General features: G+C 41.8%; 12 protein-coding genes. 9 read left to right on the top strand and 3 right to left on the bottom strand.

What is annotated here, in order from left to right; all coding sequences use genetic code 11:
* Positions 1-78 precede the first annotated feature (78 nt).
* Positions 79-1,281, bottom strand: coding sequence for a glycoside hydrolase family 1 protein (locus HOP08_00365; protein NOT73347.1), 1,203 nt, complete (start codon positions 1,279-1,281; stop codon positions 79-81).
* The gene (locus HOP08_00360; GenBank protein NOT73346.1) at positions 1,274-2,062 is read right to left on the bottom strand and encodes a hypothetical protein; all 789 of its coding nucleotides are present in this window, start codon (positions 2,060-2,062) and stop codon (positions 1,274-1,276) included. The genes HOP08_00365 and HOP08_00360 overlap by 8 nt, the downstream gene beginning before the upstream one ends.
* A 152-nt stretch (positions 2,063-2,214) precedes the next feature.
* Here HOP08_00360 and HOP08_00355 point away from each other — a divergent pair, with 152 nt between their 5' ends.
* The 4 genes from HOP08_00355 to HOP08_00340 are packed head-to-tail and all read left to right on the top strand — an operon-like array spanning position 2,215 to position 6,592.
* The gene (locus HOP08_00355) at positions 2,215-2,901 is read left to right on the top strand and encodes an RNA methyltransferase (GenBank protein NOT73345.1); all 687 of its coding nucleotides are present in this window, start codon (positions 2,215-2,217) and stop codon (positions 2,899-2,901) included.
* Positions 2,902-2,926: 25 nt separating this feature from the next.
* Complete coding sequence (locus HOP08_00350) at positions 2,927-3,574, top strand: DUF218 domain-containing protein (GenBank protein NOT73344.1); 648 nt, start codon at positions 2,927-2,929, stop codon at positions 3,572-3,574.
* Positions 3,575-3,620: 46 nt separating this feature from the next.
* A complete protein-coding gene (locus HOP08_00345; protein ID NOT73343.1) occupies positions 3,621-6,125 on the top strand; it encodes a carboxypeptidase-like regulatory domain-containing protein in 2,505 nt (834 codons plus the stop codon).
* A gap of 50 nt (positions 6,126-6,175) precedes the next feature.
* On the top strand, positions 6,176-6,592 hold the full coding sequence (locus HOP08_00340; GenBank protein ID NOT73342.1) for an STAS/SEC14 domain-containing protein: 417 nt from the start codon (positions 6,176-6,178) through the stop codon (positions 6,590-6,592).
* A 29-nt stretch (positions 6,593-6,621) separates the two neighbouring features.
* Here the strand turns inward: HOP08_00340 and HOP08_00335 are convergent, their stop codons facing one another.
* The gene (locus HOP08_00335; GenBank protein ID NOT73341.1) at positions 6,622-7,770 is read right to left on the bottom strand and encodes a BamA/TamA family outer membrane protein; all 1,149 of its coding nucleotides are present in this window, start codon (positions 7,768-7,770) and stop codon (positions 6,622-6,624) included.
* Between the two features lie 96 nt (positions 7,771-7,866).
* Between HOP08_00335 and HOP08_00330 the strand changes: the two genes are divergently transcribed.
* The 5 genes from HOP08_00330 to rplT all read left to right on the top strand — a co-directional run bounded on the left by HOP08_00330 (position 7,867) and on the right by rplT (position 13,763).
* A complete protein-coding gene (locus HOP08_00330; GenBank protein NOT73340.1) occupies positions 7,867-10,380 on the top strand; it encodes a carboxypeptidase-like regulatory domain-containing protein in 2,514 nt (837 codons plus the stop codon).
* Between the two features lie 69 nt (positions 10,381-10,449).
* Complete coding sequence (thrS, locus tag HOP08_00325; protein NOT73339.1) at positions 10,450-12,393, top strand: threonine--tRNA ligase; 1,944 nt, start codon at positions 10,450-10,452, stop codon at positions 12,391-12,393.
* 119 nt (positions 12,394-12,512) lie between these two features.
* Positions 12,513-13,091 carry a translation initiation factor IF-3 gene (locus HOP08_00320; GenBank protein NOT73338.1) on the top strand — a complete coding sequence of 193 codons (579 nt, stop codon included), beginning with the start codon at positions 12,513-12,515 and terminating at the stop codon, positions 13,089-13,091.
* Positions 13,092-13,113: 22 nt separating this feature from the next.
* On the top strand, positions 13,114-13,314 hold the full coding sequence (gene rpmI / locus HOP08_00315; protein ID NOT73337.1) for a 50S ribosomal protein L35: 201 nt from the start codon (positions 13,114-13,116) through the stop codon (positions 13,312-13,314).
* A 104-nt stretch (positions 13,315-13,418) separates the two neighbouring features.
* Positions 13,419-13,763, top strand: coding sequence for a 50S ribosomal protein L20 (gene rplT / locus HOP08_00310; GenBank protein ID NOT73336.1), 345 nt, complete (start codon positions 13,419-13,421; stop codon positions 13,761-13,763).
* The last annotated feature ends 64 nt before the right edge of the window (positions 13,764-13,827 follow it).

The raw sequence follows: 13,827 nt of genomic DNA, 5'->3' as shown, positions 1-13,827 counted from the left end.
GGTGGAATGAATTTAAGCCTATTTCCAATGCGAACTTCAAAATCCGGCTAAAATTCTTTGGCTTTAATGCTAATCAATTTATTCTTTGACCAGAAGAGTCTCAGGAATCACTTTACTGAATGCCAATTCAGCATAAATTGCGGCACTGGCTCTTGCTGTTCGTTCCTTGGTAATGGGATCGCATCGGTACAATCCGAATTTCTTGTCAGGTCCCAGATGCCACTCGAAATTGTCCCAGGTGCTCCACCAATAGTATCCACGAATATCTATTCCGTCCTCAATCGCCTGAAGAACGATCTTGGCATAATCGACAATCGCTTGCTGACGAAGTTCATCACTTTCATCGCACACACCATTTTCAGTGATAATGATAGGCAGCTTGTATTTCTTCCAATAGCGATCAAGACATTTTCTTAATCCTTCAGGATGATATTCCCAAATATCATCATGCGGCATATTATAGTGCTTGATCTTGTCAGGTGTATCAAGGAATGTAATGGGCAATGGATCATGCGATACACGTGCATAATAACTCATGCCGAAGAAGTCGGCTTTCTTAAAGAAATCAGGGACGTATTTCATAAACCACCAGTCGGAAAGCCTGGCAGATAAATGACCAATCGCATTCTCTGAATCAAATACAACAGCATTGTGAGAAATCCCTACTGGATGAAGCGGGAATTTCGATTTGATCACGTCATACATCCGATCGTGTGCTGTTCCAAGGTTTTTGATAACCTTCAATGCTTTTAATGGATTGATCTTGAAGGGTGGAAAAAATCCAGTGATCCATCCATAGCTGACATACACGTTGGGTTCATTAAAAGTATTCCAGTGGCTCACATATTCACCAAAGGTTTCAACCACCTGTGTTCCGAAATCTATCCAGAGATCAATATTGTTTTTATTTTCCCATCCACCGAGTTCTACAAACCACAGTGGGTTGGTAAAATGATGTAAAACCATCATGATCTTAACGTTGCGGCGTTGAAGATCTATTAAAAAAGATCTGTATTCTTCTACAATTTGTGGATCCAGTTTTTGTTTCGGAGCGCGTTGCAGTTTACTCCAGGATAAACCCATACGATAGGCAGGAGCAGTACTTGCAATGATTTCTGCATCCTCTTCAAATCGAAGTTCGTGATCTGTGGTACGTTGAAAAATCTGACCGTCACGAGCTTTGAATCCCTGCCAGTCATGTTCAAAGGCAGTTTCAATCTGAGTAGCTGCTGTGCTGGTACCGAAGATAAAATCGGAAGGAAATGAATTTTTGCTAGTCATGTCCGCCGACCGAAAGCGGAGAGTTAAATCCTGGAGCGTGCGGTCCTTTGCTTGCCGAAACAGACTGTTCTGTTTCCCATGCTTTCCAGTGACGCTGAAGCTCTTTTAAATCTTCATCAATGCAGGGATACTGATGAACCTTGGGTACGTTTGGAAAATTACCTTGTGCCAGTTGCTGAGTTCCAACTCCGCCTGTCCATTCAAAGTGAGCAGGATCAAAAGGTCTTCTCCATCGGCCACCCCAGCGAAGTCCAAGTCTTTCACCCATAACTCCGACTTTTCTCCACAATGCTATATTATTCCATTGAATGACAGAATCAATTACGGGAACAACATCTACTGCCAGGCCATACTGATGTTTTGATGAACCAGCAGATGCCCGCGTATACTTGCGGCCCATGGTTTTGTATTCATTTTGTTTTGTGCGTGTTCGGTATGTTTCAACAATGGCAAGTTCAATACCTTTTGTTTTGCAAACACGAATGAGTTCCATCACCTTATCACGAAAATAGGGATGCAGGGATTGAAGATCAGCAATCATTGGAATGCTACCGCGGTTCTTTCCGAAGGTATAATTTTCAACCATCGCCCATTCTTTCCAGGCATCTTCGGTGTCATTGGAGTTCTGCCAATTCCTGTAAGGAAAGGGCTGAGAAAAATGCTGGAATAGATCTATTTGGCTTTTAGCCTCGACAGGTGCATACGGCACCATCGAATTTTGTGCGGAAGAGGCTGAAATCAGAACCAAAAAAACGATTGCAGAGAGAAAAGTTCTTGCCATAGTTTAAAAAATCCGGTGCAAAAATAATTAAAATCAGCAAAAGATGAAAGCCAAATTTAAAAGCTAACGTATGGTTCATATTCGTAATATATCTCTATCATTTACTCAAGGCAGCTTTTACCTTTCCCGATTATGATTTTAGCTTTGTCCCCATGGAAGAGGCAGATAAGATTCAATCATTGACCACTCACTTCAGTCAGTTTATTTCTGATCATAAGAAGAATTTCATGGAACGGGTGCTGGAACATCGCACACGATATGTTACCATCGTAATGGAAGATATATATCAGTCTCACAATGCAAGTGCTGTAATGCGAACCTGTGAATGCCTCGGTGTTCAGGATATTCATATGATCGAATCATCCAGTCAATGGAGCACAAACAAACAGGTATTGAAAGGATCTGATAAATGGTTAAGCATTCTTCGTTACCGAAAAAAGAACTGGAACAACGCTGATGATTGCTTTCAGACTCTACGCACGCAGGGATATCGGATCGCAGTTACTGATCCTTCACCGGATGGCGTTCCTATTGAAGAACTCGACCTTGATACTCCCATAGCGATTGTCATGGGTAATGAAAAGGATGGTACCTCACCCTTTGCAATTGAAAATGCGGATGTCAAAGTAAATATTCCAATGGTTGGCTTTACAGAAAGCATGAACATTTCTGTAAGCGCTGCTATTTGTATGAATTCTGTTCTCACCCGTTTGAGGGCATCTTCATATCCCTGGCAAATGAAAGAAGAGGAAAAAGCTTTGTTACGATTGCAATGGTATAAGAAAGCGGTAAATAGATCTGAATTACTGGAACGTGAGTTTTTAAAATCAATTCAGTAATTTTACAGTGCTTTAATCATTTCGAATGCCATTTTGGGGTAAGGTATGTCGGGTCGGATTCTACTCATTGATCTTCGTTTCAATGTTGTTACTCCTTGGAAACTGGTGGGTAATCGTCAGCACTGAAAGTAAAATCTTTTCAAGCTATAGTGCAGTACCTGTGAACAAGGTAGGACTCGTTTTGGGAACCAGCAGCAGGTTATCAAATGGTTCTCCCAATCCTTTCTTTGACAATAGAATGAAGACTGCCGCCGATCTGTATAAGATTGGGAAGATCAGTCACATCATTGTAAGTGGAGATAACAGAACAGTATTCTATAATGAACCCATTGAGATGCAGCGAGCCCTGATGAAGCTTGGTGTTCCTGAATCCGCCATTACCCTCGACTATGCCGGACTCCGTACGCTGGATTCTGTGATCCGCAGTAAAGAAATTTTTGGGCAGGATCATATTACAATTATCACCCAACCGTTTCATTCATATCGTGCCATCTTCATCAGCGAATATTTTGATATTGATGCAGTTGCGCTCGTGGTAAGAGAGCGTCAGCAGGAGCCAACAGTTAAGGTCTATGTCCGGGAGTATTTTGCAAGAGCAAAAGCCATTCTGGATTTATATGTGCTGAAGACAGCACCAAGGCATTTGGGTGAAAAAGAGCCCATTGCTATCTGATTAACTCTTACCAATCCTTATCCTTAACTTTGGACTTTAACTTTTTGTGAGAGGATTGTTTACGGGTAAAACCTCATTCTTACTGCTTTTACTTTTTCTGTCAGGCTCTCTGGTGGCTCAGGAAACGATCATTCAGGGAAAGGTAACAGATGCTAATTCCGGTGATGCTGTTCCTTTTGCCAATGTTGTATTCAAAGGAACTTCTATTGGTGTTACCACAGATTTTGATGGCAACTATTTATTAAAGACAAACAATCCGACGGATTCGCTGAGGGCTTCTTACATCAGTTATAAATCCAAAATTAAAGTTGTAAAAAAAGGTGTTCGTCAGACGATAAATTTTCAGCTGGAGGAAGATGTTACCAATCTTGAAACAGTGGTAGTTCATGCAGGTGAAAATCCAGCTTTTGAAATTCTTCGCAATGTTGTTAACAATAAAAACGACAACGATAAACGGAAGCTCTCAGCTTATGAATATGATACGTACACCAAAATAGAAGTCGATGTCGATAACATTTCCGATCAGCTTCGCGAAAATGTTGTCATGAAGAAAATTGCACAAGTGCTGGATAGTGCCGAGCGTGTTGCAGGTGAAGATGGAAAGCCAATTCTTCCATTGTTCATCACAGAAAGTGTATCAAAACTCTATTATCGTGATAATCCTGTTCTGAAAACAGAGCACATCCTTAAAACCAAGATCAACGGTGTTGGAATTGAAGACGGAGGATTGGTCACTCAACTGATCGGGTCTTCCTTTCAGGAATATAATTTTTATCAGAATTGGCTCAACATTCTATCCAAGGATTTTGTATCACCCGTTGCGGATGGATGGCGAATTTATTATGATTATTATCTTACGGATAGTCTTTATCTCGGAAATGATTTTTGTTACAGGCTTGACTTCACACCGAAAAGTGAGCAGGATCTTGCCTTTTCAGGAACGATCTGGATCACAAAAAAGGAGTTTGCCATTCGTCAGATCGATGCTACGGTTGGTAAACAAGCCAATCTCAATTTTGTGGAGAAGATCAAAATTCAGCAGGAGCTTGAAATAACAACCGCAGGGCCATGGCTTCCCATTAAAAACCGCGTGCTTATCAATATGGGTCAGATGAGCAAAAGGGCTGCTGGGGTGCTTGCTAAATTTTATACCAGCAATAAGAATTTTGTTATCGATAAACCTCAGCCCAATTCTTTTTATGCCCTCCCGATCGAAGTAGCAGAAGACGCCAGGCAATTTGAAGATGAAAAATACTGGGACACACTGCGTCATGAGGCATTGAGTGAAACGGAGAAGAATGTCTACAAGATGATCGATACACTCAAGAATATCCCAGCTATCAAGACTTATACTGACATCGTCAAAATACTAATTGATGGGTATTATGATCTTGGCAAAGTAGACATCGGTCCCTACATCGGATTGATTGCTTCCAACAATGTTGAAGGATTTCGTGTACAGGGTGGATTCAGAACAAATGCAAAATTCAGCAGGCACTGGATACTCGCAGGACAAATCGGATATGGTTTTCAGGATAGTCGTGTCAAGTATTCAGCATCGGTCACTAACATATTATCGCGACGGCGATGGACAACCTTTTCAGTTCGCATGAGGAGTGATATTGCCAGGATTGGTATCGATGATGAAAATCTTGCTGATAATCCAATATTTCTGGCCGCATCGCGATGGGGTGTATTCCGAAGAGGTTATTACTTTGATGAAACACGCGTCAGCTTTTCACGCGAGTTGTTTAAAGGATTTACTCAACGAGTGTCATTTCGCAACTGGACCTTTAATCCAACTTATAATTTTGGATACTATCAGCAACCGGAGGACTCCACATCAATCGCTGATCGTTTCAATACATCTGAGATATCTTTTGAAACCCGTTTTGCCAGGGATGAATTTTTTATTCAGAATGGAAACAACAGGATCAGCATGGGAGCGATCCGATGGCCAATTATTACATTCCGGTACACTCATGGAATCAAAGGAATGTTTGGAAGCGACTTTGAGTATGACAAGATCAGGCTTAACCTTACAAAACGTATAAAACTTGGACCTCTGGGATATGGTAAAGTGACTGCAACAGGAGAGTATGTTTTCAATACACTGCCATATCCATTGCTTGCACTTCACCTGGGAAATCAGACACCCGTTTACGCTGCAGTTACTTATAACCTGATGAACTATGGGGAATTTATCAGTGATCATTATGCATCCATTCAATACAGGCAATACTTTGAAGGATTCTTCTTTAATCACATTCCTTTGATGAACAAGCTAAAATGGAGACTTCTCGGTACAGCCAATGTGATCGTAGGGGGGATGCGTGATTCAAATCGCCGGCTTATTGCGTCCACTACCCGTGATGGTCAATCAACATTAATGGCAGGTTATTTTACTGGAGAACCTTATACAGAATTGGGATATGGAATTGAGAATATCTTCAAGTTCCTTCGGATTGATTTCATTCATCGTCTTTCATATCTGGATAACCCTGGCGCCAGAAATTTTGGAATTTTTTTTACAGCACAATTCCAGCTTTAATCGTTGGGTTTACAATGGCACGCTTTTATTAATCTTCATCATAAAACCTTATGATAGAAGAACTCAAAGACACACCCAATACCATGGTTGGCTTCAAAGCCTCAGGGGAGATCACAAAAGAGGATTTTGATAAAATTGTCCTTCCTGCAGTTGCGGAATTAGTTCAACGAACCGGAAAGCTCAACTATCTTTTGGAACTGGATACCAAACTTTCAAATTTTACTTTAGGAGCCTGGCTTAAGGATGCGATGCTGGGATTGAATAACCTCACTAATTGGAATCGTGCTGCAATTGTTACTGATTCTGAAAAGATCAAGACATTCACTGAAGTGTTTAGCAAGATTGTTCCGGGCGAATTCCGGGGCTTTCCTCATGACGAACTTGATGAAGCAATCAAATGGGTAGGAGAGCAGAGTGGAACTTCTCCAAAACAAGTGTTTCAGGACAAAGCAAAAATTGAGGATTGATCCTGACTTAGTAAGCTCATCAACTCATCTCAGAAGGACTCAGCCAACACGATATAGTAATTGAGTGAGTTGTCTCCATGAGCAAGGTCAAACCTCAGGTTAAGGTTTTCCCTTGGCAACACTGAGAATCTTATGCCTGCGCCCACAGCGTATTTAAATTGAGAGAAGTTAATCTCAGGTATCTCGCTGGCCACTTGTCCCATGCTTCCAAAGGTAACGGCAGAGAATCTTTTATATACAGGGAATCTATATTCAACCTGAGTACCTACGAATTTCTTATCGCGATACCTTCCACCATAGTATCCCCGCATAATAGAATTACCACCCAGGACTGCAAGATTCCTGTATGGGACATCTCCAAAAGTAAAGACCCCAAATCCCTGAACTGCAAGAACTCTCTTTCTCTTCAAGTCAATAAATTTTCTAAAGTCAATGTCAATCCCCTGGAAATTATAATCGCTTCCTACATGTTGGTTAAAATTAGAGAGTTTGATTCTGAGAAGAGAACCCTTGTTTGGAGTGTAGGTATGATTACGTGAGTCATGTGTTAGTAAAAATGCATAACCCAGTACATGATAATTCTCCCGCTTGTATATACCTACTACTTCCTGCCTTGCAAAATTTCCCAGCGAATCATATTGAATATCAAAAACATCCTGGTAATCCATTCCGACTCCCAGAAAGAAATTTCTTGTGACTTTGCGATTGAGCTGCGGATTGATGTAGAACTGTGTAAAGGTGTAGCTTTCTTTAGCGCTCTCTGGAGTGTTGTTTCCAATGCCCCAGAATTTGTCAGGAAACTTACTGAATGAATTTTCGAAGCGTATGATGTACTTCTCTTTGGGCAGAAAGATATTGGCACCGATTGCAATGAGGATCTGCTTGTTGAGTGTATATAAAAAACCCGAAGGCATCGTTGATGTACGAAGCGTTGGATCCTTCTTGGAAGTCTTGAATATATATGCATTTGCAACCCCAAACACCCAATTTGTTTCTGTTGACAAAGCCACGAGTGGAAAAACAAGAAGCTTGTTCTTGTAAACCACTTCATCCGTTTTGGTCGTATCTATCGATGTAGGAAATGTTCCAATTTCTCTGTTTTTATTCTGCGCGGTGAGGCTTTGAGAGAAGAGAATTGTAAAAATTGGTAAACAAATAACCAAAGGCTTCGTTAGCATCCTTTTAAATTGATTTTTTACCGTTGACACGTTCGTAATTCCATTTAATTGTTATTTTCGCTCTTTCTAATGTTTGGTAGTCTTAAAGTATTTTAGTTGGCGCTATTTACTAATTTCTTCAGGTTTCTTATAGGGTTCTTACTATTTCCCTTATTCTGTTTTGCTCAGGAGACAGTTGTGTCCGGCAAAGTTACAGATGCTGGTTCAGGTGATCCAATCCCTTTTGTTAACGTTGTCTTTAAGGGAACTGGTTCCGGAGCCACCACCGATTTTGACGGAAATTATTCAATCCGTAGCATAAAGCCATCAGATTCCATTACGATCAGCTACATCGGATACAAAACTAAAGTCCGTGCAATAAAGAGAAGCAAGACTCAGGTCGTCAACATTCAGCTCGAGGAAGAGGTTACTCACCTTCAGGAAGTAGTAGTAAAAGCCGGTGAAAATCCCGCATGGCCCATCCTACGCGGGGTAGTAGATAACAAGAACAAGAACGACAAGAGAAACCTTGACGCCTACGAATATGATGTCTACACGAAAACAGAAGTAGACATTGATAAAATATCTGACAAGCTCCGGAACAAGAAGGTGATGAAGCGGATTGCCCAGGTTCTCGACAGTGTAGACCGGGTAGTGGGAGAAGACGGTAAGCCGATCCTTCCTTTATTCATTACTGAAAGCGTTTCTAAATTCTATTACCGCAGCAATCCTGCCATCCGTTCTGAGACCATTCTGAAAACAAAGATCAATGGCGTGGGCCTTGATGATGGTTCGATGGTCACTCAGTTGGTAGGTTCTACTTTTCAGGAGTATAACTTCTATCTCAACTGGATTACGATCATCAATAAAAACTTTGTTTCTCCAATCGCCGATGGATGGAGACTTTACTATGATTATGACCTGATTGACAGCTTGATGGTGGGGGATGACTTCTGCTATCGTCTGGATTTCTATCCTAAGAATCCACTGGAGCTGGCATTCACAGGCTCGATGTGGATCACAAAAAAGGATTTTGCATTAAAACAGATCGATGCATCCATCGGAAAAGAATCCAATGTGAACTTCATTGATAAGATACGCATACAGCAGGAGCTAGGGATAACGCAAACCGGTCACTGGCTTCCTATGAAGAATCGTGTGCTTGTTGACATTGGGGAATTGGGAAAGAACTCTGCGGGACTACTTGCAAAATTCTATACCAGCAATAAGAACTTCGTAGTCAATCAACCTCACAAGGCACTCTTCTATGACAAGCCTATCAGTATAGCAGAAGATGCTCAAATAAAGGAAACCGATCAATATTGGGATTCGCTGAGGCACGAACCATTAAGTGCGGCAGAGAAAAGTGTTTATCAGATGATTGATACGATCAAGAATATTCCTATCGTAAAAACCTACACCGAAGTTTTTAAGGCAGTTGTAGATGGGTACTATGATCTCGGACAGATTGAAATCGGTCCATACGTCCGGACGATAGCTTACAATACAGTGGAAGGTATTCGGGTACAGGGAGGCTTCAAAACCAATGCAAGTTTCAGTAAAAAAATTACCTATAGCGGTTATGCAGCTTATGGATTTCAGGATACACGGGTAAAGGGTGGTGGTTCTGCACAGTTTATTCTGTCAAGAAATCACTGGACAACTCTTACGTTCAGGGCAAGACGTGATATTATACGACTGGGAGTTGATGAAGATGCCCTTGCGGGAAATCCTTTATTCCTCGCTGCGGCACGCTGGGGACAATTTAAACGTGCTTACTATTTCGATGAAGGTTATATTTCTTTCTATCGCGAATTTTTAAGAGGGCTTTCTGGCAGAGCAAGCTTCCGTGTCTACAATTTTGATCCTACTTATCCTTTTGGATTCTATCGTGTTGAATCTGGAGATCCTCCCGTCTACCGTGAACTGACAACTGCTGAAGTCAGTGCTGAAATAAGGTGGGCAAGAGATGAAACTTTCCTGCAGAATGGAAATGAAAGACTTAGCCTCGGCCTGAAGAAATGGCCGGCACTGACGGCACGCTATACCCATGGTCAAAAGGGTATTATGGGCAGCGATTATAACTATGACAAATTCAGGTTCTCCATTGATAAGAGGATCCGCATGGGTTTTCTTGGAGTTGGTTTGATGTCGGCTTCCTATGAATACATATGGGGTAAACTTCCTTATCCATTGCTGAATGTTCATCTTGGTAATCAGTCTCCGATTTATTCACCCTTCACTTACAACCTGATGAACTTTGGGGAGTTTGTCAGTGACGAATCTGTTACTATTCGTTACCGTCAATTCTTTGAAGGACTTTTGGTAAACCGCATTCCCCTTCTCAATAAACTGAAATGGAGATTGGTAGGGACAGGAAACATAATTTATGGCGGACTATCGCGTCCTAACCAATTCAGAATTGCAGTATTTACTCCAAGAGGAGATAGAGCCCTCGAAACCAGATCCTTACAGACCGGAAAAGCTTACGTTGAAGTTGGGTATGGTGTGGAGAACATATTCAAGTTTTTCAGAGTTGACTTCATACACCGGCTATCGTACCTGGATCCAATACAGAATCCTGATGCCCGCAAATTCGGTGTCCTCTTCACTGCCCAATTCAAGCTCTAGTTCTTAAGCAATTCCATTCCCTCAAAACCGCGAAAAGTTGCATATTTGCAACCTCAAATTTACGCGTGAATGAGTGAAGTAAAGATTACCCTGCCAGACGGCTCTTCCAGAAATTATCCTTCAGGGGTTACTGGCTTAGCGATTGCCCAAAGCATCAGTGAAGGTCTCGCCAGAAATGCTTTGGCTATTGAGGTCAATGGTGAGATATGGGACCTCAGCCGATCAATTGATAAGGATTCATCTATCAAGATATTCACGTGGACGGATAAGGGTGGCAAGTATGCTTTCTGGCATTCGTCTGCTCACTTGTTTGCTGAAGCTTTAGAGGCATTGTATCCCGGAGTAAAGTTTGGTATTGGTCCGCCAATCGAGAATGGTTTCTACTACGACGTGGATCTTGGCGACATTCCTTTTGGCGATGATGATCTTAAAAAAGTTGAAGCAAAAATGCTGGAACTGGCGCGCAAGAGCAATGTGTTTGTGCGCAGTGATGTTTCGAAAGCTGATGCACTGGATTATTTTAAAAAGAAAGGTGATCCGTATAAGATTGAATTGATTGAAAATCTTCAGGATGGATCGATCACCTTCTATAAGCAAGGTGACTTCACGGATCTATGCCGTGGACCTCATATTCCAAATACAGGTTTCATTAAAGCTATCAAGCTTCTCAGTGTGGCAGGTGCTTACTGGCGCGGCGATGAAAAGAACAAGATGCTGAAGCGCATCTATGGAATCACTTTTCCTAAAGCAAAAGAGCTTGAAGAATATCTTCACATGCTGGAGGAGGCAAAGAAGCGTGACCATCGTAAGTTGGGTAAAGAACTTGAGCTGTTTGCTTTCTCAGAAAAAGTTGGATTGGGTTTACCATTATGGTTGCCGAAAGGAACTGTCTTACGTGAACGTCTTGAACAATTTATGCGTAAAGCGCAGATCAAGGCAGGTTATGACCCTGTAGTAACCCCACATATTGGAAGTAAGCAATTGTATGTGACTTCTGGTCACTATGAGAAATACGGTAAAGATTCCTTTCAGCCGATCCATACCCCTGAAGAGGGAGAGGAGTTTCTACTGAAGCCAATGAACTGTCCTCACCATTGTGAAATTTATAAAGTGAAGCCAAGGTCATATAAAGATCTTCCGATACGCTTTGCTGAGTTTGGAACAGTGTACCGTTATGAACAAAGCGGCGAGCTACATGGGTTAACAAGAGTGAGAGGATTTACTCAGGATGACGCTCATATTTTCTGTCGCCCGGATCAGGTGAAAGAAGAGTTTGTGAAAGTGATTGACCTGGTCTTCCATGTATTTACTTCTTTGGGATTTGAAAATTATACCGCTCAGGTTTCGCTCCGTGATCCTGAGAACAAGGGCAAGTATATTGGAGAGGATGCTTTTTGGGATAAGGCAGAACGTGAGATCCAGGAAGCCGCTGACGAAAGAGGTTTGAAAACTGTGGCTGTCAAAGGAGAGGCTGCTTTCTATGGTCCTAAGCTTGATTTTATGGTTAAGGATGCGCTGGGCAGAAGCTGGCAGCTTGGCACTATCCAGGTTGACTATCAGCTTCCTAAGCGTTTTGAGCTTGAGTATGTTGGATCCGACAACCAGAAGCATACACCAGTAATGATTCACCGGGCGCCTTTTGGTTCGATAGAGCGCTTCATAGCAGTCCTGATTGAGCATTGTGCTGGTAATTTCCCAATCTGGCTGTCGCCGGAACAGGTCGCTGTATTGCCTATTTCTGAGCGATTCAATGAATATGCCAGCAAGGTTATCATGGAATTAAAGAATCAGGATATCCGTGGGTATCTGGATGACCGGGATGAGAAAATTGGTCGTAAAATTAGGGACGCAGAAGTTAAGAAAGTGCCATACATGCTTATTGTAGGTGAAAAAGAGGCATCTGAGGGCATGGTTTCAATAAGAAGACATGGAGAGGGCGATAAGGGATCAGTTTCTCTGGGCGAATTTATAAAGCAGTTTTCGACCGAATTTTCGATGCCTGTTCAAGCTTAAAGACTAAATTATTTCGCAATTGGATACATGGAAAAATTGAAATTTTGGCGATATTTGCGGCCTGTTTGGAAAAACGGGCTTAATTAAGAAGTTAAACAATAAACCAAAGAGTGGCATTTATACCTGGAAGTAACCGTCCGCGTCCCTATACAAGGGGATTCCGTCCGAGAGTTGTAGAAGAACCTTATCGCGTAAATGAGCGAATTACCTCACCGCAAGTAAGAGTTGTAGGAGAAAACATCAAGGTTGATGTGTATCCTATTCAGGTTGCAATCAAATTAGCACAGGATCAGGGTTTAGATTTGGTGGAGATTTCTCCCAATGCAGACCCTCCCGTATGTAAAGTGATTGACTATTCTAAGTTTAAGTACGAACAGAAGAAGAAGCAGAAGGAGATCAAGTCTAACGCACAGAAGACTGTCGTCAAGGAAATTAGATTTGGCCCTAATACTGACGAGCATGATTTCAATTTTAAAGTGAAGCATGCTGTCAACTTTTTGAAAGAAGGAGCTAAAGTAAAATCATACGTTCATTTCGCCGGACGTTCGATTGTGTATAAGGAACGTGGTGAAATTTTGTTATTGAAGTTTGCTCAGTCATTGGAAGAAGTGGGGAAGGTAGAGCAGATGCCAAAACTGGAGGGCAAGCGCATGTATATGATGATCGCGCCTAAGCCAGGTGGAAGTAGTAAGAAGTAAATAGTTTTGAATAGATAGACAAATGCCAAAGTTAAAAACCAAATCAGGAGCCAAGAAGCGCTTCAAAGTAACAGGAAGCGGTAAAATCAAGCGCAAGCATGCTTTTAAAAGGCACATCCTGACAAAAAAAGGAACAAAGCAAAAGAGAAGATTGAGCCACAGCACGGTCGTTAAGAAAAGTGACATCCGTAATGTGAAAGCAATGCTTCCTTATTCTTTGTAACACACTCGTCCCGAATATCGGGAGGTTTAAATGTTTAACCCGGTTTATGGCCTAACAAGATTCTGACGGAAGTCAGAGCGCCAACAACCAAAAAATTAACAACAATGCCTCGTTCAGTCAATCATGTCGCATCCCGCGCCAAGCGCAAGAGGGTGCTGAAACTTGCCAAAGGTTTCTTTGGAAGAAAGAAAAATGTTTGGACCGTCGCTAAGAATGCGGTCGAAAAAGGTCTGGTATATGCATACCGTGATCGTAAAGCAAAGAAGCGCGACTTCCGCGGTCTTTGGATCCAGCGTATCAATGCAGGAGTAAGATTACATGGAATGTCTTATTCTGAATTCATGGGCAAACTCAAGAAAGCTGGTATCGATTTGAATCGCAAGGTTCTTGCCGACCTGGCAATGAATCACCCTGAAGCTTTCGCCGATGTGGTGAAAAAAGTAAAATAATGAAAGGGGCTTTAAGCCCCTTTTTTATGTCTCCTATTTTGCTATCTGTAAATGATCCTATCTT

The organism is Cyclobacteriaceae bacterium (assembly GCA_013141055.1).
Classification (GTDB): domain Bacteria; phylum Bacteroidota; class Bacteroidia; order Cytophagales; family Cyclobacteriaceae; genus ELB16-189.
This window is presented reverse-complemented; position numbering and strand designations above follow the sequence as displayed.

What these genes read in the sequence shown, in the direction of transcription:
- HOP08_00365 (NOT73347.1), bottom strand. Translation starts at nt 1,281, where the DNA reads ATGACTAGCAAAAATTCATTTCCTTCCGATTTTATCTTCGGTACCAGC.
- HOP08_00360 (NOT73346.1), bottom strand. Translation starts at nt 2,062, where the DNA reads ATGGCAAGAACTTTTCTCTCTGCAATCGTTTTTTTGGTTCTGATTTCA.
- HOP08_00355 (NOT73345.1), top strand. Translation starts at nt 2,215, where the DNA reads ATGGAAGAGGCAGATAAGATTCAATCATTGACCACTCACTTCAGTCAG.
- HOP08_00350 (NOT73344.1), top strand. Translation starts at nt 2,927, where the DNA reads ATGCCATTTTGGGGTAAGGTATGTCGGGTCGGATTCTACTCATTGATC.
- HOP08_00340 (NOT73342.1), top strand. Translation starts at nt 6,176, where the DNA reads ATGATAGAAGAACTCAAAGACACACCCAATACCATGGTTGGCTTCAAA.
- HOP08_00335 (NOT73341.1), bottom strand. Translation starts at nt 7,770, where the DNA reads ATGCTAACGAAGCCTTTGGTTATTTGTTTACCAATTTTTACAATTCTC.
- thrS (NOT73339.1), top strand. Translation starts at nt 10,450, where the DNA reads ATGAGTGAAGTAAAGATTACCCTGCCAGACGGCTCTTCCAGAAATTAT.
- rpmI (NOT73337.1), top strand. Translation starts at nt 13,114, where the DNA reads ATGCCAAAGTTAAAAACCAAATCAGGAGCCAAGAAGCGCTTCAAAGTA.
- rplT (NOT73336.1), top strand. Translation starts at nt 13,419, where the DNA reads ATGCCTCGTTCAGTCAATCATGTCGCATCCCGCGCCAAGCGCAAGAGG.